This is a genomic window from Streptomyces sp. NPDC033216 (genome assembly GCF_055577115.1).
The window spans coordinates 1-16,691 of record NZ_JBVIQK010000008.1; the positions used below are offsets into that span (position 1 = coordinate 1).

The window sequence follows — 16,691 nt, forward strand, 5'->3', positions numbered from 1 at the left end:
CGCCGCGTCGAGATGCGGGTCCGGGACAACTTCGCCGACGGGAACGCGCTGGGCTGGAAGCCCTATGGCGGGACCTGGTCGGCGACCGACGGCCGCACAGGGGTCGGTCACGGCCGGTCGCACGGGCGTCCGGGTCCCGGCCGTGCCGACGCCGGCGTCGCGTCCTTCGTATGGACGCACCGGGACGGGAGTGGAAAGCTCGAAGGACCGCGGGCGCCGCCGGAGCCGCCACCGCTGGGGGTGCCCCCGGACGGAGTCTGGGGAAGGAGCCGCCGTGCCCGCGCCCCGATGACCTCACCGTGCACGGGAGGCGGAGAAATGGGCGACAAGGCGAACACACACCCCGGAGCCGCCGGCAGGGCTACGGCGGCCGACCACCCCGCGTCCGTACGGAATGTGGTGCTGGTCGGCCACTCCGGATCGGGCAAGACGACCTTGGTGGAGGCTCTCGCGCTGACGGCGGGAGCGGTGAACCGGGCGGGCCGCGTGGAGGAAGGCGGCACGGTCTCCGACTACGACGACATCGAGCACCGTCAGCAACGCTCGGTGCAGCTCTCCCTGGTGCCGGTCGAATGGGACGGCATCAAGATCAATCTCCTCGACACCCCCGGGTACGCCGACTTCGTCGGGGAGCTGAGGGCCGGTCTGCGCGCCGCGGACGCGGCCCTCTTCGTCGTCTCGGCCTCGGACGGTGTGGACGGCTCGACCCGCATGGTGTGGGAGGAGTGCGCGGCCGTCGGCATGCCCCGCGCGATCGTCGTCACGCATCTGGAGGCCGCGCGCGCGGACTTCGAGGAGATGACCCGGATCTGCGCGGAAGCCTTCGGCGGCGACGACCCCGACGCCGTGCTGCCGCTGTACCTGCCGCTGCACGGCCCGCAGGCGCCGGACGGGCACGCCCCCGTGACGGGTCTGACCGGGTTGCTGTCGCGCAGACTGTTCGACTACTCCTCCGGCGAGCGCAAGGAGTCCGAGCCGGGCGAGGACGAGCTGCCCGGGATCGAGGAGGCTCGCGACCGGCTGATCGAGGGGATCATTGCCGAGAGCGAGGACGAGACCCTCATGGACCGCTACCTCGGCGGCGAACAGATCGACGTGAAGACGCTGATCCAGGACCTGGAACGGGCCGTGGCGCGCGCCACGTTCTTCCCCGTGCTGGCCGCGGCCCCGGCCGCCGAGGGCGCCCGGCAGGGCATCGGCACCGTGGAGCTGCTCGAACTCGTCACCAGGGGCTTCCCGACACCTCTGGAGCGTGAGGCGCCCCGCGTCACCACCGTCGACGGCGGGCCGCGCGCCCTGGACCCGTGCGATCCGGACGGCCCGCTGGTCGCGGAGGTGGTGAAGACGGCCTCCGACCCGTACGTCGGCCGCGTCTCGCTCGTCCGCGTGTTCTCCGGCACCCTGCGCCCCGACCAGACCGTCCACGTCTCGGGGCACGGGCTCACCGACCGCGGCCACGAGGACCACGACGTCGACGAGCGCGTCGGCGCCCTGTCATCGCCCTTCGGCAAGCAGCAGCGGGTCCTGACGCACTGCATCGCGGGTGACCTCGCGTGCGTGGCGAAGCTGAGCCGGGCGGAGACCGGCGACACGCTGTCCGCGAAGGAGGACCCGCTGCTGATGGAGCCGTGGCAGATGCCGGACCCGCTGCTGCCGCTGGCCATCCAGGCGCACAGCAAGGCCGACGAGGACAAGCTCTCGCAGGGTCTGTCGCGGTTGGTGGCCGAGGACCCCACGATGCGGCTGGAACAGAACCAGGCCACCCACCAGGTGGTGCTGTGGTGCCTGGGCGAGGCCCACGCGGACGTCGCCCTGGAGCGACTGCGCAATCGCTACGGCGTGCAGGTGGACGTGGTGGCGCACAAGGTATCCCTCCGGGAGACGTTCGCCGCGAAGGCGTCCGGGCGTGGTCGGCACGTCAAGCAGTCCGGGGGTCACGGGCAGTTCGCCGTCTGCGAGATCGAGGTGGAGCCGCTGCCGGGCGGCTCGGGCATCGAGTTCGTGGACAAGGTCGTGGGCGGCGCGGTGCCGCGCCAGTTCATCCCGTCCGTCGAGAAGGGCGTACGGGCGCAGGCCGCCAAGGGCGTCGCCGCCGGCCATCCGCTCGTCGACGTCCGGGTGACCCTGGTCGACGGCAAGGCGCACTCCGTGGACTCCTCCGACGCCGCGTTCCAGACGGCCGGGGCGCTCGCGCTGCGGGAGGCCGCGGCCGACGCGAGGATCCATCTGCTGGAGCCGGTGGCCGAGGTGACCGTGCTGGTCGGCGACGAGTACGTGGGTGCCGTGATGAGCGACCTGTCGGGGCGGCGCGGCCGGGTGCTGGGCACCGAGCAGACGAGCGGCGGTCGCACGCTGGTGCGCGCGGAGGTGCCCGAGATCGAGGTCGGCCGGTATGCGGTCGACCTGCGTTCCCTCTCGCACGGTACGGCCCGCTTCCACCGCGCGTACGCCCGGCACGAGCCGATGCCGGCGCAGGTCGCGGAGCGGCTCCGTCAACAGGAGCGCGCCGCATAGGGGTTGAGGAGCGGGTAGGACAGGGGTCGGGGCGCGGCCGCCCTCAAGTGGCCGGTGTGGAACGCGTTCCTCCGTCACGGCGGGCGGCTTCGGCCGTCCGCCACCGAATGTCCGTGCCTGGATATACGCTGATGACCTGATCAACAGGTGTGCGGAGTACGGAAGTCGGGAAGGCCGCAGAAGCGACAGTGGCGGCGATCGGGGGCGGGAATGACCGTTGGCAGCGGTTACGCGGACTTCTTCGGGCCACAGGTGCCGCAGCAGGGCGACGGCGGGCAGACACCGACCTTCGCGCTGGCCTCGGCCGCGTACCGGGACAGCCCGGTGGAGGACATCAAGAAGGCCGACAACGAATGGCACCAGTCGGCGGTCGCCACCGGCCGCAGCTGGGCCAGGATCTTCCGGCCCAACCTCGGCGAGGCGTTCTCCCAGGCGGTGATCGACCGCATGCTGGGCGTCGGGCGCAAGCCGCTGATCCAGTCGTTCGGCAGTGAACCGCAGGTGGTCGTCGAGCACTGCCTGGCCGCCAACCGGATACGCCGGGAGCGCGACAAGAAGCTCACCGGCATCATGGCGCTGTGCGGTCTGCTGTTCCTGCCCGGACTCCTGGTGTGGCTGCTGGTCTTCCAGCTCCGGACCACCATGGTGAAGGCAGGTGACCGGCGGGCCTCCGGGCTGGCCACCGGTCTGCTCGTGGCCGTCGGCGCGCTCGCCGCGCTCTTCCTGCTCCGCATGCCGTTCTCCGGCCTGGCGGGGTGGTACGCGCGCGGTGCGGTCGTCGCGCCGGTGGCCGGCTGGTTCCTGGCCAAGCGGATCTGCGAGGGCACCGCCAGGGATCTGCGCGAGCGCTGGGACAGCCTGCTGTCCGGCGGCAGCGTCGGCGCCAAGGTGCCCGAGGCGGTCCCCACCAGCCCCAACCAGACGGCGGCCGAGCAACTGCGACAGTCCCTGGCCCGGTTGAGCGCCGAGCAGCAGTCCAACTCCGTCTTCTACGCCGGGCCCAAGGGAATACTCGGCATGGGCACCCGCTGGGGCGCCTGGCACCTCGCGGAGGAGCTGACCCCGGTCGACCCCGTCAAGGGCGTCCACGAGTTCCGCAGCTGGACGGTCGTGCGGGCCATCCACGACCAGCTCCAGCTGTTGCACCGGCAGAGCCTGAAGACCGGCGGTTTCCCGCCTCCTTCGGTACGGCACTGGATCGTCACGCCGGTCGGTGAGAACGCCAAGGCGGTGGCCCGGCCCGAGGGCACCGACGTGGAGGCGTACCAGGTCAAGCCGAGGGCCGTGGAGGACATCTGCAACAACCAGCAGTTCGGCGGCGGCGACCGGCACTACCTCGGCGTCCAGTGGCCGCTGTGGGACGGCCAGTTGATCATCACCATGCTGATCACCGTGACCGTGCTGCACGAGACGCTGCGCATCGAGGTCACCGGCCATGCGCTGGGCCCCGTGAACTCCCTGTTCACCACCAAGCCGGAGGCGCCCACGAAGGAGGTGGCCAAGACCGTCCGGTTCTGGGAGACCCGGAAGATCAGCCTGCCGCTGGTCACCGCCGACGAGGTGGTGCGGGTGGCCGCGCGCGCCATGATCAGCTGGTACCCGCCGCTGCTGAACTGGCTGGGTGGCTCCATAGGCCTGCCCGAGCCGTTCGGCCTGCGGCACGCCTGGGCCGACCAGCCGTGGCGGCACCGCTTCATGGCCGACGACGCGCTGCGCGCGGCCACGCCGGTGCTGAGGGCGGTGCACTCGGCCGCGCTGAAGGTGCTCAAGGAGCACGACGTGGACACCGAGAAGTTCAGCTCCCGTTCGTCGGTCCTCAGTGGCGCGATCCAGGACCTGACGCCGAGGAAGGCCGACACCTACGACGCGTAGGCCTCCGGCGGTGGGTGGGGCACTCGTGGGCGGCCGGTGTGCTGGACCGCCGCCCGGTCCCGCTCCGGCCCCTCCGGACGCGAACGGGCCTCGTCTCGAGCGCCGACGGGACCGCGCCTGCCCGCCCCGGCCGTCATGACGCCGCCGGCCAGGCTTCCGCCAGCATCTTCCGGGTGTCCGCCAGCAGCTGCGGCAGCACGCGGGTGTGGCCGACCACCGGCATGAAGTTCGTGTCGCCGCCCCAGCGGGGCACGATGTGCTGGTGCAGGTGCGCGGCGATGCCGGCGCCCGCGACCGAGCCCTGGTTCATGCCGATGTTGAAGCCCTGGGCGCCGGACGCGGTGCGCAGGGCCGTCATCGCCTGCTTGGTCAGCTCGGCCAGCTCCGCGGTCTCCGGCCCGGTCAGGTCGGTGTAGTCGGCCACGTGCCGGTAGGGGACGGTCATCAGGTGGCCGCCGTTGTACGGGTACAGGTTCAGCACCGCGTACACATGCTCGCCGCGCCTGACCACCAGGCCGTCCTCGTCGGACTTCGCCGGGATCGCGCAGAACGGACAGCCGTCGTCGGCTCCGGGACCTGTGGGCTTGTTCTCGCCCTGGATGTAGGCCATCCGGTGGGGCGTCCACAGGCGCTGGAACGCGTCCTGCGTCCCCACTCCGATCTGCTGCTCCGGCTCACTCGTCATGCTAGGCAGCATATGGCTTCGCCCGTTCGCGGCGTGTCGGCGGGGTGAGCGGCGGAGCCAGGCGGGCCAAGCTGGGCCGATGACCGCAGACAGCCGTGTGATCCGTTGGGAACGGCGCACCGAGGTGCCCCTCGCCCTCGCCTCGCTGGCCTACCTCGCCGGATACGCCGTCCACGTCCTCGCCCCCGGCCTGCCCGACGTCTGGGGGGACCTCAGCCTGGCGGTCCTGTTCGCGGCGTGGGCGCTGTTCGCGGTGGACTACGCCGTGCGCTGGCGGCTCAGCGGACAGGGTCCGCGCTACGTCCGGCGGCACTGGCTCGACTCCCTGGTGGTGCTGTTGCCGCTGCTGCGCCCGTTGCGGATCGTGCGGCTCTACGAGACCGTGCTGCGCCGGCGTGGGGAGCCGCGGCTGTCGCTGCACGCACGCGTCATCGTGTACGCGGGGGTGTCGGCGGTACTGCTCGGCTTCGGGGGCGCACTCGCCGTCTACGCCCGGGAACGCGGAGCACCGGGCACCGAGATGCACACCTTCGGCGACGCGGTCTGGTGGACCTGTTCCACCCTGTCCACCGTCGGCTACGGCGATGTCACCCCGGTCACTCCCCTGGGCAGGTTCATCGCGGTCGTCCTGATGGCGTGCGGCCTGGCCCTGCTGGGCGCGGTCACCGGCTCCTTCTCCTCCTGGCTGATCCAGCTGTTCTCCCGCGAGGACGAGCGCGAGGACGGGACCGGGCGGCCCCCGGAGAGCCGATCGCGCGAGCACGAGGCGGGGCCCTCGCAGAGCTGACTCTCCGAGGGCCCCGCCGCCGCCTCGGGCGGATCAGACCTGCGCGCGCTCCGCGACGACCTTCGCGATCTTGGCGATGGCGTCGTCGAGCGGGATGCCGTTCTCCTGGGAACCGTCGCGGTAGCGGAAGGACACCGAGCCGTTCGACATGTCCTCGTCGCCCGCGATGACCATGAAGGGAACCTTCTGCTTCTGGGCGTTGCGGATCTTCTTCTGCATACGGTCGGAGGAGGAGTCGACCTCGACCCGCAGTCCCTGCTTCTTCGCGGCCGCGGCGAACTTCTCCAGGTACTCCACGTGCCCGTCACCGATCGGGATGCCGATCGCCTGGACCGGGGCCAGCCATGCCGGGAAGGCTCCCGCGTAGTGCTCCAGGAGCACCGCGAAGAACCGCTCGATGGAGCCGAACAACGCGCGGTGGATCATGACCGGGCGCTGCTTGGAGCCGTCGGGCCCGGTGTATTCGAGGTCGAAGCGCTCCGGCAGGTTGAAGTCGAGCTGGATGGTCGACATCTGCCAGGTGCGGCCGATCGCGTCCTTGGTCTGGACGGAGATCTTGGGGCCGTAGAAGGCGGCGCCGCCCGGGTCGGGCACGAGCGGGAGACCCTGCTTCTCGGCGACCTGGCGCAGCGTCTCGGTCGCCTCCTCCCACACCTCGTCGGAGCCGACGAACTTCTCCGGGTCCTTGGTGGACAGCTCCAGGTAGAAGTCGGTGAGGCCGTAGTCGCGCAGCAGGCCGAGGACGAAGGTGAGCGTCTTGTCGAGTTCCTCCGACATCTGCTCGCGGGTGCAGTAGATGTGCGCGTCGTCCTGCGTGAAGCCGCGGGCGCGGGTCAGACCGTGCACGACGCCGGACTTCTCGTACCGGTACACGGTCCCGAACTCGAAGAGACGCAGCGGCAGTTCACGGTAGGAGCGGCCGCGCGCGTCGAAGATCAGGTTGTGCATCGGGCAGTTCATGGGCTTGAGGTAGTAGTCCACGCCCTCGTCGAGCTGCATGGGCGGGTACATGCCGTCGGCGTACCAGTCCAGGTGGCCCGAGGTCTCGAAGAGCTTCCCCTTCGTCGCGTGCGGGGTGTAGACGAACTCGTAGCCCTCCTCCTCGTGGCGGCGGCGCGAGTAGTCCTCCATGACGCGGCGGATGATGCCGCCCTTGGGGTGGAAGACCGCGAGGCCGGAACCGATCTGCTCGGGGATGGAGAACAGGTCCAGCTCGCTGCCCAGCTTGCGATGGTCGCGCTTCTCCGCCTCGGCGAGGAAGTCGAGGTACGCCTTCAGCTCGTCCTTGGACGGCCAGGCGGTGCCGTAGATGCGCTGGAGCATCGGGTTCTTCTCGCTGCCCCGCCAGTAGGCGGCCGCGTTGCGCATCAGCTTGAACGCCGGGATGAACCGGGTGGTGGGCAGGTGGGGACCGCGGCAGAGGTCCTTCCAGCACAGCTCGCCGGTCTTGGCGTCCAGGTTGTCGTAGATGGTCAGCTCGCCGGCGCCGACCTCGACGTCCGCGCCGTCGTCGTGCGAGGCGGAGCCCTTGAGGCCGATCAGCTCCAGCTTGTAGGGTTCGGCGGCCAGCTCCTCGCGGGCGGCCTCGTCGGTCACGACCCGGCGGGAGAACCGCTGCCCGCGCTTCTGGATCTCCTGCATCTTCTTCTCGACGGCCTTGAGATCCTCGGGCGTGAACGGCTTCTCGACGTCGAAGTCGTAGTAGAAGCCGTCCTTGACGGGCGGGCCGATGCCCAGCTTGGCCTCGGGGAACAACTCCTGCACGGCCTGCGCCATGACGTGCGCGGCGGAGTGGCGCAGGATGGCGAGACCGTCCTCGGAGGAGATCTCGACGCCTTCGACGGTCGCGCCGTCGCTCAGCTCGTGGGCGAGGTCCCGCAGCTCGCCGTCCACGCGCGCGGCGACGATCGAGCGCTCGCCGGCGAAGAGGTCGGCGGCCGTGGTGCCCGTCGTCACCGTGCGCTCTTCCCGCTCGGAATCGCGTTGGATGATCACACGGACGTCTGACACCGGTCTCTCCTGACTGAAGGCGGAAGCGCGGTCCGGATTCCCATGCCGCGCAAGAGGCGATCGTACCGACCTCGGACCGCCGACCGCGAAATCAGTCCCCTCCGCACGCCTCCTCGAAGACGGCCGTGATCTCGGCGGTCTCCTGGAGCTTTTTCATCAGCCGGTCGCGTTCGGCGTCGTCCACCTGCACGGGGACGACGCCGCCGGCTCCGGTCAGCCTGCGGAAGCCTCCCCTGCTCTCCAGCCGGCCCTGTACCCGCACCGGCAGCCCGACCAGATGGGCCTGGCCAGCGATGCGGTAGTCCTCCTCGCCGAGAGTGACCCGGACGTGCGGGACGTCCGCCCCGGCGAGCACGCGCAGTCGTACTCCGCCCTCGCCGCGCGGCCCCGACCTGCGCAGTCGTACGACGGCGCCGGTGATCCGAACGGAGACGGAGGGTTCCTCGCGCAGATAGCGGGCGCCCGCCTCGCGCAGGGCGGGGAGGTCTCCGGGGGAGAACTCCACGGGCTCGGCGCCGGCGGCGCAGTCCTCGGGGACCCCGGCGGCGGGCGCCCATTCCACGGCGACCCGGGCCCCCTCGGTGCCGCGGACGAGGGCGATGAGCGCCTCGGTCAGCTCCCGGCTGGCCCCGGCCTCGACGGCGCCGTCGAAAGCGTCCATGCCGCCGGTGGCGCGCTGGTAGTCGACGGCCTCGCGGACGGCGTACAGCGCCTGGTGGAGGCGTACGGCGAGGGGGCGGGCCGTGCCGACGGGGGCGAAGGCGGTCAGCCGTCGGCCGGCGACGGTGGCACCGACCAGGACGCTCTCCAGCATGGCTCCGGCCGACCGGCGGTGCCGGGCGCCGTGGTAACCGGCACGCGCGCGGGTGGCGAGCGCGCCGGCGAGGAGCATCTGCCGGGCGGCGCCGCGCAGCTGCTCCTCGACCGCCCAGGAGGCGGCTCCGGCCGTCTCGGCGGGACCGTCGGGGCTGTCGCGCCACCAGCGGATCTCGTCGCTCGGCACGGCCAGGGCGATCAGCACCTCGCGGGCGGCGGGCGTCTGGCCGCGCGCCAGCGCCTGGAGCGCCTCGCCCAGCAGGTCGTCGCTGTCGGGGAAGGAGCGGTTCTCCGGTACGAGCAGGCTGGTCGCGCCGCCCCCAGGTCCGGGCGGGGTCCAGCGGCCGTAGCGTCCTGCTGCGCCGCCGCGCCGCTGCCAGCCGTGCCGGCGCAGCAGGACGCCGAGGACGGCCGGGTCGACCTCGGCGGTCTCGGGGGGCAGGTTCCAGGAGGGGTCGACGGGGTGCGGCCGTACCGGCCTCAGGCGCTCCTCCAGCGGGCGGTGCGTCATGGTCTGCCTCCCGTCCCGACCCGCGTCATGATCTCGCACAGCGCCCGGTCGTCGAAGATCCGTGAGGTCGGGATCCGCACGGTCGTGCGGCTCCGGCCGGTGACCGGGTGTCCGGCCAGGTTGACCCAGTAGCAGCAGTGCCGCAGGTCGAGCCGGTCGTGGCCGGCCCGCAGCCACTGGTCCTGCGAGCGGGGGACGATCATCACGACGAGGATCTTGTGCACCGACACCGGGGTGCGGGCGAGCTTGCGCAGGTGGTCGTTGTCGAGCGTGAAGGAGAAGGAACGCCCCGGTGGGCCGGGCGGGAGCTGGTACGTGGCCTTCAGCTGCACCTTGACGGTCACCTCGTCGTCGACGGTGTGGCCGGGGGCGCTGTGACTGACGTGCCAGTCGATGCCGTTGTCGGGGAACGGCTGTGACAGTGAACAGCCCGCGGCCGCCGCGACCGCGTGGAGATATCCCACCTGGAGTGTCTCCATGCACGCCGTGGTGGCGAGTGAGCCGCGATGGGGTCCCGTGCGCTCGGGCAGCAGCCCGCCCCGCTCGGGCTGCGCGATCGCCATGACCAGACAGCCTTCCAAGCAAAAGAGGATCCCCGCACCGGGGGTCGGAGGAGTTCGGCGTCGAGCCCCTGAACTGGCCCGACCCGTACTCCTGTTGTCTCCGCGCGGCGTACGGCGCAAACAGCCCGGGTATCACCAGACAGGCAATGGACGGAGCGTCAGCTGTCGCGGGTGAACGAGGGGTTGTGGTGGTATGACGTGCTGGTACGAGGGGCCGCTGGCGGCCTTCGACACGGAGACGACGGGCGTCGACGTCGAGACCGACCGGATCGTGTCGGCGGCGCTCGTCGTGCAGGACGCGCCGGGCGCCCGCCCCCGGGTGAGCCGGTGGCTGGTCAACCCGGGCGTGCCGGTGCCCGAAGGAGCGACAGCCGTGCACGGTCTGACGGAGGAACACCTTCAGCGCAACGGCCGCTGGCCCGCGCCGGTGATGTACGAGATAGCCGAGCTGCTCGGCGAACAGGCGACAGCGGGACGGCCGTTGGTGGTGATGAACGCGCCGTTCGACCTGACACTGCTCGACCGCGAGCTGCGCCGGCATCGCGCGTCCTCGCTGGGGCGCTGGTTGGAGCCGGCGCCGCTGCGGGTGCTGGACCCACGGGTCCTGGACAAGCACCTGGACCGTTACCGCAAGGGCCGCCGTACGCTCACCGACCTGTGCGGGCACTACGGCGTGACGCTGGCCGACGCGCACGACGCGGCCGCGGACGCGCTGGCCGCGCTGGAGGTCGTACGAGCGCTGGGCCGACGGTTCGCGGCCCGGCTGGAGCGACTGTCCCCCGCCGAGCTGCACTCGCTCCAGACGTCCTGGCACGCGGCGCAGGCCCGCGGGCTCCAGGCGTGGTTCGCGCGCAGCGGCACCCCGGAGACGGTCGACACGTCGTGGCCGCTGCGCCCGGCCCTGTCGGCGGCGGCGTGACGAGGCAAGGACGGCGGGCGGGCGGGAAGCGGCATGCAAAAAGCCGGTCCGCTGCTGCGGACCGGCCTTTCCCGGTGGGCGATACTGGGTTCGAACCAGTGACCTCTTCGGTGTGAACGAAGCGCTCTCCCACTGAGCTAATCGCCCGGGAACGGACTGAACAATACAGGTCCGGTCCGGTTTCCTTCAAACCGCTTCGAGGTACCGGAGCAGTCCGCGCCGGCCGGCCCGCATCATCAGCCGGTGGTTGGCGCGAAACAGTGGACGTCCGGGCACGGCGAACCTCCTGAGCAGCGGCTTGGTCACGTCGACGACCTGCTCGTAGCGGGCGAGGCTCCCGGAGCCGTGCGCGGTGACCGCCCAGCGCGCCCAGCCCTCGATGTCCCCGGTGATCGCGATCTCCAACACCCCCGCCACCGGGTCGCGCCGCACCTCGCGCGCGGCGAAGGTCATGGCGTACGGCAGGAACGAGCGGATGGTGATGACGCCGGTGGTGTCGTCGAGCCGGGTCACCTCGCGCACCTGCGGCCACCAGCGGGGATAGTCCTCGGCCCGCTCCAGCGCCGCGTAGACGGCGGCGGGCGGCGCGGCCAGCGGCCACCGGGTGAGGAAGCGGTATCGGTTCCAGTCCATGAGCCGAGTCTGCCCGCACCGGGCCGGGATCTGAGTACGCCCTGAGTAGCCGCGCTCATGCCGTAGAGCGTGACGCGAGCCACACTCCTTTCCATGACGCACCTTCCACCCCCGGCCGAGGAGCTGCGGCTCCTCGACGCAGAGCTGTGGCGACTGGACGCCCGCCGCGCCCAGTTGCTGGCGCGCCGCGCCTGGCTGGTCGCCGCGCTCCGGTCGACGCGCCCGGTACCGCCGCCCCTGCCCCGGGCCGCGCCCCGTCCCGAGGCGAGCGCCCCGCGGGTCCAGAACGTGCTCCTGCTGCTCGGTGGCACCCTGCTCACCATCGCGGCGATCGCGTTCACGCTGGTCAGCTGGGGCCATCTCGGGAGCGCCGGGCGGGCCATGGTGCTCGGCACGGTCACGCTGGCGGTGCTCGCGGCGCCGGTGCCGCTGCTGCGGCGCGGGCTGCGTTCGACGGCGGAGTCGGTGGCCGGTCTCGGCCTGGCGCTGACGGTGCTGGACGCGTACGCCCTGCACGAGGCGGCCCTCCCGGCCACCGACGGTACGGGCTACGCGGCGGCCGCCGCGGCGGTGCTCGCCGGACTCTGGGCGGCGTACGGCCGCGGTCTCGGCGCCCTGCGGCTGCCGCTGCCCGCCGGGGTGATCGCGGCACAACTCCCCCTGACCCTCTGGGCGATCGCGGCGGGTTCGGACCCGTACGCCGTCGCGGCGGCGATGCTGGTGACGGCCGGTCTCGACGCGGTCGTGGCGTTCGGGGTGACGGCCGGGGCCGTCCGGGTCACGGTCACGGCCGGTGCGTACGGCCTGGGTGGCTGGGGTGTCCTGGCGGCCGGCTGGCTGTCGTGGACGGCCGGCGGTCCGAGCGCCGCAGCACGGGCCGCGGCGCTCCTCGCCCTCGCGGCGGTGATCGCGCTGGTGGCCTCCGCCCGGCTGCCGGAGCCGGCCGTCGCGACGGGCACGGCGATCGCCGGAGGGCTGCTGCTGGTGGCGGCGGGCGGCGGCCTGCTCCGGGTGTCCCTGCCCGCCGGCTGGGCCGTTCCCGCCCACCTCGCCTTCGGCGTCGCGCTGTTGGCGGCGGTGCGCGCGGACCGGCTCCCCGAGCCGGTCCGGCAGGGTCTTCTCCGCGCCTCCGCCGCGGCGCAGGCGCTGGCACTGTCGTCGGCCGTGCCGTTGGTCGTCGTCACGCTGGTGGGCCCGCTCGGCTGGGCCGAGCGCCTCTGGTCGGGCGACCTGACGGACGCCCGTGCCGCGGTCACCGTACACACCCCCTGGCCGCCCCACGCGGGGCAGGCGCTCCTCGTCCTGGTGGTCGTCGCCGGTGCGCTGGTCGCCCCGGTCGTGCGGCACGAGACCTGGCGGCCGCGGGCACGGAACGGAGCCCTGGTGCTGGCCTGGGCGGCCTGCCTAGCCCTTCCGGCGGTGCTCGCACTGCCCTACCCGGCCGCTCTGTCGCTGGTGGGTGCGGTGGCGGTGGCGACGGCCTTCCTGCCCACGCCGTGGCTCGCCCTGGCCACCTCCCTCCACCTGTCGTTCCTGTCCCTGGCCACGCAGTCGGCGACACTGACCGTCCTGACGGCGCTGACCGTGCTGTGGGCGACGGCGTCCCGTCGGCCGCGCCTCGCCCCGGTCGCGGCCCCGGTCGCCCTCGGCTACGCCGCCGCGCTGGCCTGCGCGACGGGCGCGGCGGCGGACTGGCAGCCGTCCCGCACGGCGCTGCTCGTGCTCTGCGTCCCCGTGGTCGCGGCCCTGGCCGCCGCCCGGCTCGGCGCCTCACCGGCCACGGTGCCGGTGGAGGCGGCCGGAACCGGCGCCGCGGTGCTCGCCCTGGGCCTCGCGGTGAACGACGCGCCGATGCTGGCCACGGTGCTGGCGGCCTGTGGCGTGATCGCCGCGGGTACCGCGGCCCGTTCCGACCGCCGCCAGGCCCGCTACGCGGCGGCCGTCCTGTTCCTGCTGGCCACCTGGGTCAGGCTCGCCGCCTGGGAGGTCACCACTCCGGAGGCGTACACGCTCCCCGTGACCGTCCCGGCGCTGCTCGTCGGCGCCTGGCGCCGGCACCGCGACCCGCTGACCCGGTCCTGGACGGCGTACGGCTCCGGACTCGCCGTGACCCTGTTGCCGAGCCTGGCGGCGGCCTGGAGCGATCCGGAGCGGTCGCGCCCGCTGCTGCTGGGCGCTGCCGCCCTGCTGGTCACCCTGCTGGGCGCCCGGCACCGGCTGCGGGCGCCGCTGGTCCTCGGCGGGTCGGTGCTGGTCCTGGACGCCCTGCACGAACTGGCCCCCTACCTGGTGCAGGTGGCCGACGCGCTCCCCCGGTGGGCGCCTCCCGCACTCGCCGGGGTCCTGCTGCTCGGCGTGGGGGCGACGTACGAGCGGCGGCTCCGGGACGTCCGGCAAGTGCGGGAGGTCCTGGGGAGGATGGACTAGGTTCCGCCTCGCCCTCCTCCCCCACCGCCCGGAAAGGCGCGGGAGAAAGCCGGGGCACCCAGCCCCGGCTCCCTGTCCCCGACCCGGCCCGACCCGGCCCGATCCGGCCCGACCCGGCTGGGACGGGAAGACCCCAGCTCCCTACGACGGCATCTTGTCGCCGAGGAGGGCCAGGTTCTCGATGGCGGCGAGGCCGTAGAGGGCGGTGTCGTTGGTGGACACCCACGCGGCCTCGCTGCCCGGCACCAGGGTGGCGGGGCCGCTCAGTGCCTCCGTCCTCCAGGGCGCGGACTCCTTGTAGCCGTCGGAGTTGTAGAACTTGTCCCAGGCCCGCTTGGCGAGCTTCTCGTCCCCGGTCTTCACGGCCGCGTACGCGTCGAGGCGGGAGTGTCCCTGGAACAGCAGCAGGGTGCCGAAGTTGGAGCCGTACCTGGCCGCCTGCTCGGCCTTGGTGGCGTTGAAGTAGCGGCAGTAGTCGAAGTACGCCTCGTCGAACTTCGGCATGTCCACGAGGTGGATCAGCTCGGCGCACAGCTCGTTGAGGCCGAAGACGGCCGAGAGGTGCGAGACGCCGACGGCAGGCTTGTCGGCGACGGCGAACTTCCCGGTGTCCAGGTCGTAGAGGGCGGTGCCCTGCACGAATCCGTTGGGCTGGGCGGCGATGGTCTCCATGGTCGACAGCACCCGCGCCCTGGCCTTCTCCCACTTGGGGCCCTTGCGCTCCCACTCCGTGAGCCAGGCCGACACCAGACCGCTCCAGTCCGTGCCGAAGCCGATCGACAGGGCGTGCCGGTCGGGGGTGTACGGCTCGGTGCGGATCTTGCGGATCGGGTCCAGGACCAGGAACGTCTCGTCCGAGTCGACGTTGGCGTGCATGAGGTCGCCGACCCGCTCGTCCGCCGTGAGGAAGTAGTAGTAGCGGCGGTACGTCGTGTTGGCGATGCGCTGCTGCTTGGCGCTGTCGGCGTAGTGCTGGACGCCGTGCCGGGTGCCGAGGCCGGCCCACTGCCCGAGGTGGTAGACGTCCACCTCACCGGTGTGCCGGGTCATCGCCTCGGCGAAGCGGAAGATGTCCGACCGGCCGCTGCGCAGATACGCGAACCAGAGCCAGAGGTCCGGCGACAGTTCGGAGTTGTCCCAGGCGTAGCCGCCGATGTCGTATCGCCACTGGTGCCGGACCGTGTCGTACGTGTGCATGATGTCGCCGTAGTCCCAGAAGCCGTACCAGCGGCGCTGATCCACCTGGTCCTTGTAGTAGGTGAAGAGGAAGTCGAGGTGGTCCTCGATCCTGGCCTTGGCGGGGGTGGAACGGTCCGGCTCGGAGTACAGGCCCGGTCCGAAGACCTGTGCCTTGATGAGCTGCTTGGGCGGGGCGGCGAGCTGGGGCAGCACCCGGACGGCCTCGACCTGTTCGGCGAGCTGCGCGGGGGTGGGCGTCGACTCGTTGGCCCAGAAGAGGAGTTCGGAGGTACGGGCGATGCCGTAGGGGGTTCCGAAGCCGGGCTCGTAGTCCTCGTAGGTGATGTTGAGGCCCTCGAGCTGCTCGGCGAAGGTGTCCTGCTCCATGCCGTCGTGGTAGAAGCGCAGGTCCATGGGCTGCGCCTCGGGCGACCAGAGCCAGAGGGTGACCTCGGCCTCCTCGGTCTGGGCGTCGCGGATGTCGAGCTGGGCGGGGAACTTCTCCCAGAAGTCCCGCAGGCCGAAGGAGAATCCGCCGCTCGGGCCGCCGACGTACCCGAATCCGGAGGCGCGTCTGCCGCCGCCGGCGCCGATCCAGCCGTGTCCCTTCTTGGTGCGCTTGCGCACGGTGAAGCCGTCGGCGGAGAGCTGGGAGAGGGTGTAGTCGCCCCACTCGGGGATGTACTGGAGCCGGGTGGTGACCCGCTGGTCCCAGGTGGCCGGGTCGGGCAGCCTCTCCCCCGCGTACTGGGCCGCCTGGACGGCCGCGCCCGGGTCCCGGCGCAGGCCCGTGATGCCCTTGACGGCCTCGCGCAGCAGACCGGTGCCCTCGCCGCCGATGCGGATGTGGCGATCGTAGGACTGGTCGCGCATCGGGACGGTGAAGCGCACGCCGAGGCCGCGGACGAAGTCGCCGGCGGCCTTGCCGGGCTGCTGCGTCCCGTCGTACGTGATGGTGTGCACCATGCGGAAGGAGTCGGCGCCGGCGTAGAAGTAGAGCCGGATCGAGAACGGCAGCCAGCTGCGTTTTCCCTTGCGGTGCTTGCCGTCGATACGGACGACGGCGCGGACCGGGCCCTGCTGCTCGACGGTGACGGCGTCGATGGTCCCGTCGAAGCGCTCGGTCCTGACCGCGCCCTGGTCCTCGTCCTCGATCTCGGGCTGCCGGATCAGCACCAGACGGCCGTTCTTGGCGATCTCGGTGGAGCCGCGGGTGACCGATTTGACGAGGGTGGCGCCGGACGTGCCGATCCGCACGGTGATGACACCGGTCGACACGTCGATGGTGCCGGCTCTCCTGGAGACGGTGACCCTCTTGGCGGGGGCGGCCGGTGCCCCGGCGGTGAGGGTGAGTTTGCCGGTGCCCGAACTCACGGCGTGGGCGGTCCACTTGAGCGACCCGTCCGGCCAGTAGGCGATCGGCCAGGACTGCACGGGGACCGCCTTGCCGTCGGCGTCCGTGAGCGCGAAGGTCTGGTCCTCCTGGTGGGCGCCCATCGGCCAGGGCACGCCGAGCGTGGAGCCGGGGGCGGCGCCGAGACCGCCGTCCTCCAGCCAGTCCAGGGTGACAGGGTCCGCGCCTGCGGGTGGCGTTCCGGGGGCGGCCTCGGCGTCCTTCGCCCCTAGCGCCCAGCTGAACTGGGCGGCGGCTCCGGCGACGGCCGCCGCCTTGAGAAGGGACCTGCGGGGGATGGGGGACATGGCCTTTCCTTTCCTGCGGGTGCGTGGTCAGGGGGCGTGATGAGGTCAGGGGCATGACAGTGAGAGGCGCGGCG

Annotated in this window: 11 protein-coding genes and 1 tRNA gene; 5 read left to right on the forward strand and 7 right to left on the reverse strand. The window is 72.2% G+C overall.

Going from position 1 to position 16,691, the window contains the following annotated elements:
* Positions 1–318: 318 nt before the first annotated feature.
* Together ACZ5Y0_RS16875 and ACZ5Y0_RS16880 are read left to right on the forward strand one after the other, a co-directional pair.
* On the forward strand, positions 319–2,514 hold the full coding sequence (locus tag ACZ5Y0_RS16875) for an elongation factor G-like protein EF-G2 (RefSeq protein ID WP_469129438.1): 2,196 nt from the start codon (positions 319–321) through the stop codon (positions 2,512–2,514).
* A 210-nt stretch (positions 2,515–2,724) separates the two neighbouring features.
* The gene (locus ACZ5Y0_RS16880; protein WP_469129439.1) at positions 2,725–4,386 is read left to right on the forward strand and encodes a hypothetical protein; all 1,662 of its coding nucleotides are present in this window, start codon (positions 2,725–2,727) and stop codon (positions 4,384–4,386) included.
* A 133-nt stretch (positions 4,387–4,519) separates the two neighbouring features.
* Here ACZ5Y0_RS16880 and ACZ5Y0_RS16885 read toward each other — a convergent pair whose 3' ends face one another.
* Complete coding sequence (locus ACZ5Y0_RS16885; protein WP_469129440.1) at positions 4,520–5,083, reverse strand: HIT family protein; 564 nt, start codon at positions 5,081–5,083, stop codon at positions 4,520–4,522.
* 67 nt (positions 5,084–5,150) lie between these two features.
* Between ACZ5Y0_RS16885 and ACZ5Y0_RS16890 the strand changes: the two genes are divergently transcribed.
* Positions 5,151–5,858 carry a potassium channel family protein gene (locus ACZ5Y0_RS16890; protein WP_469129441.1) on the forward strand — a complete coding sequence of 236 codons (708 nt, stop codon included), beginning with the start codon at positions 5,151–5,153 and terminating at the stop codon, positions 5,856–5,858.
* 33 nt (positions 5,859–5,891) lie between these two features.
* Here the strand turns inward: ACZ5Y0_RS16890 and thrS are convergent, their stop codons facing one another.
* From thrS to ACZ5Y0_RS16905, 3 genes are all read right to left on the reverse strand, one after another.
* The gene (thrS, locus tag ACZ5Y0_RS16895) at positions 5,892–7,868 is read right to left on the reverse strand and encodes a threonine--tRNA ligase (protein ID WP_469129442.1); all 1,977 of its coding nucleotides are present in this window, start codon (positions 7,866–7,868) and stop codon (positions 5,892–5,894) included.
* A gap of 91 nt (positions 7,869–7,959) precedes the next feature.
* Positions 7,960–9,195: a serine/threonine-protein kinase gene (locus ACZ5Y0_RS16900; RefSeq protein WP_469129443.1), complete on the reverse strand. Its 1,236-nt coding sequence runs from the start codon at positions 9,193–9,195 to the stop codon at positions 7,960–7,962.
* Positions 9,192–9,758 carry a DUF4365 domain-containing protein gene (locus tag ACZ5Y0_RS16905; RefSeq protein ID WP_469129444.1) on the reverse strand — a complete coding sequence of 189 codons (567 nt, stop codon included), beginning with the start codon at positions 9,756–9,758 and terminating at the stop codon, positions 9,192–9,194. Before ACZ5Y0_RS16905 ends, ACZ5Y0_RS16900 begins: the two co-directional genes overlap by 4 nt.
* A 193-nt stretch (positions 9,759–9,951) precedes the next feature.
* Between ACZ5Y0_RS16905 and ACZ5Y0_RS16910 the strand changes: the two genes are divergently transcribed.
* Positions 9,952–10,677 carry an exonuclease domain-containing protein gene (locus tag ACZ5Y0_RS16910; RefSeq protein ID WP_469129445.1) on the forward strand — a complete coding sequence of 242 codons (726 nt, stop codon included), beginning with the start codon at positions 9,952–9,954 and terminating at the stop codon, positions 10,675–10,677.
* 75 nt (positions 10,678–10,752) lie between these two features.
* Here the strand turns inward: ACZ5Y0_RS16910 and ACZ5Y0_RS16915 are convergent.
* Together ACZ5Y0_RS16915 and ACZ5Y0_RS16920 are read right to left on the reverse strand one after the other, a co-directional pair.
* A tRNA-Val gene (locus ACZ5Y0_RS16915) sits at positions 10,753–10,824 on the reverse strand.
* Between the two features lie 39 nt (positions 10,825–10,863).
* Positions 10,864–11,310, reverse strand: a complete 447-nt coding sequence (locus ACZ5Y0_RS16920) for an SRPBCC family protein (RefSeq protein ID WP_469129446.1) — start codon at positions 11,308–11,310, stop codon at positions 10,864–10,866.
* 93 nt (positions 11,311–11,403) lie between these two features.
* On the opposite strand from ACZ5Y0_RS16920, the gene ACZ5Y0_RS16925 reads away from it, so the two are divergent.
* Entirely contained in the window at positions 11,404–13,737 is a 2,334-nt protein-coding gene (locus tag ACZ5Y0_RS16925) for an SCO7613 C-terminal domain-containing membrane protein (RefSeq protein ID WP_469129447.1), read from the forward strand.
* Positions 13,738–13,878: 141 nt separating this feature from the next.
* On the opposite strand, the gene ACZ5Y0_RS16930 is transcribed toward ACZ5Y0_RS16925, so the two are convergent.
* Positions 13,879–16,617 (reverse strand): exo-rhamnogalacturonan lyase family protein, encoded by a 2,739-nt coding sequence (locus ACZ5Y0_RS16930; RefSeq protein ID WP_469129448.1) that lies wholly within the window; start codon positions 16,615–16,617, stop codon positions 13,879–13,881.
* Positions 16,618–16,691: the final 74 nt, after the last annotated feature.

Coding starts and splice junctions, on each gene's coding strand:
- ACZ5Y0_RS16875 (WP_469129438.1), top strand. CDS start 319: ATGGGCGACAAGGCGAACACACACCCCGGAGCCGCCGGCAGGGCTACG.
- ACZ5Y0_RS16880 (WP_469129439.1), top strand. CDS start 2,725: ATGACCGTTGGCAGCGGTTACGCGGACTTCTTCGGGCCACAGGTGCCG.
- ACZ5Y0_RS16885 (WP_469129440.1), bottom strand. CDS start 5,083: ATGCTGCCTAGCATGACGAGTGAGCCGGAGCAGCAGATCGGAGTGGGG.
- ACZ5Y0_RS16890 (WP_469129441.1), top strand. CDS start 5,151: ATGACCGCAGACAGCCGTGTGATCCGTTGGGAACGGCGCACCGAGGTG.
- ACZ5Y0_RS16900 (WP_469129443.1), bottom strand. CDS start 9,195: ATGACGCACCGCCCGCTGGAGGAGCGCCTGAGGCCGGTACGGCCGCAC.
- ACZ5Y0_RS16905 (WP_469129444.1), bottom strand. CDS start 9,758: ATGGCGATCGCGCAGCCCGAGCGGGGCGGGCTGCTGCCCGAGCGCACG.
- ACZ5Y0_RS16910 (WP_469129445.1), top strand. CDS start 9,952: ATGACGTGCTGGTACGAGGGGCCGCTGGCGGCCTTCGACACGGAGACG.
- ACZ5Y0_RS16920 (WP_469129446.1), bottom strand. CDS start 11,310: ATGGACTGGAACCGATACCGCTTCCTCACCCGGTGGCCGCTGGCCGCG.
- ACZ5Y0_RS16925 (WP_469129447.1), top strand. CDS start 11,404: ATGACGCACCTTCCACCCCCGGCCGAGGAGCTGCGGCTCCTCGACGCA.
- ACZ5Y0_RS16930 (WP_469129448.1), bottom strand. CDS start 16,617: ATGTCCCCCATCCCCCGCAGGTCCCTTCTCAAGGCGGCGGCCGTCGCC.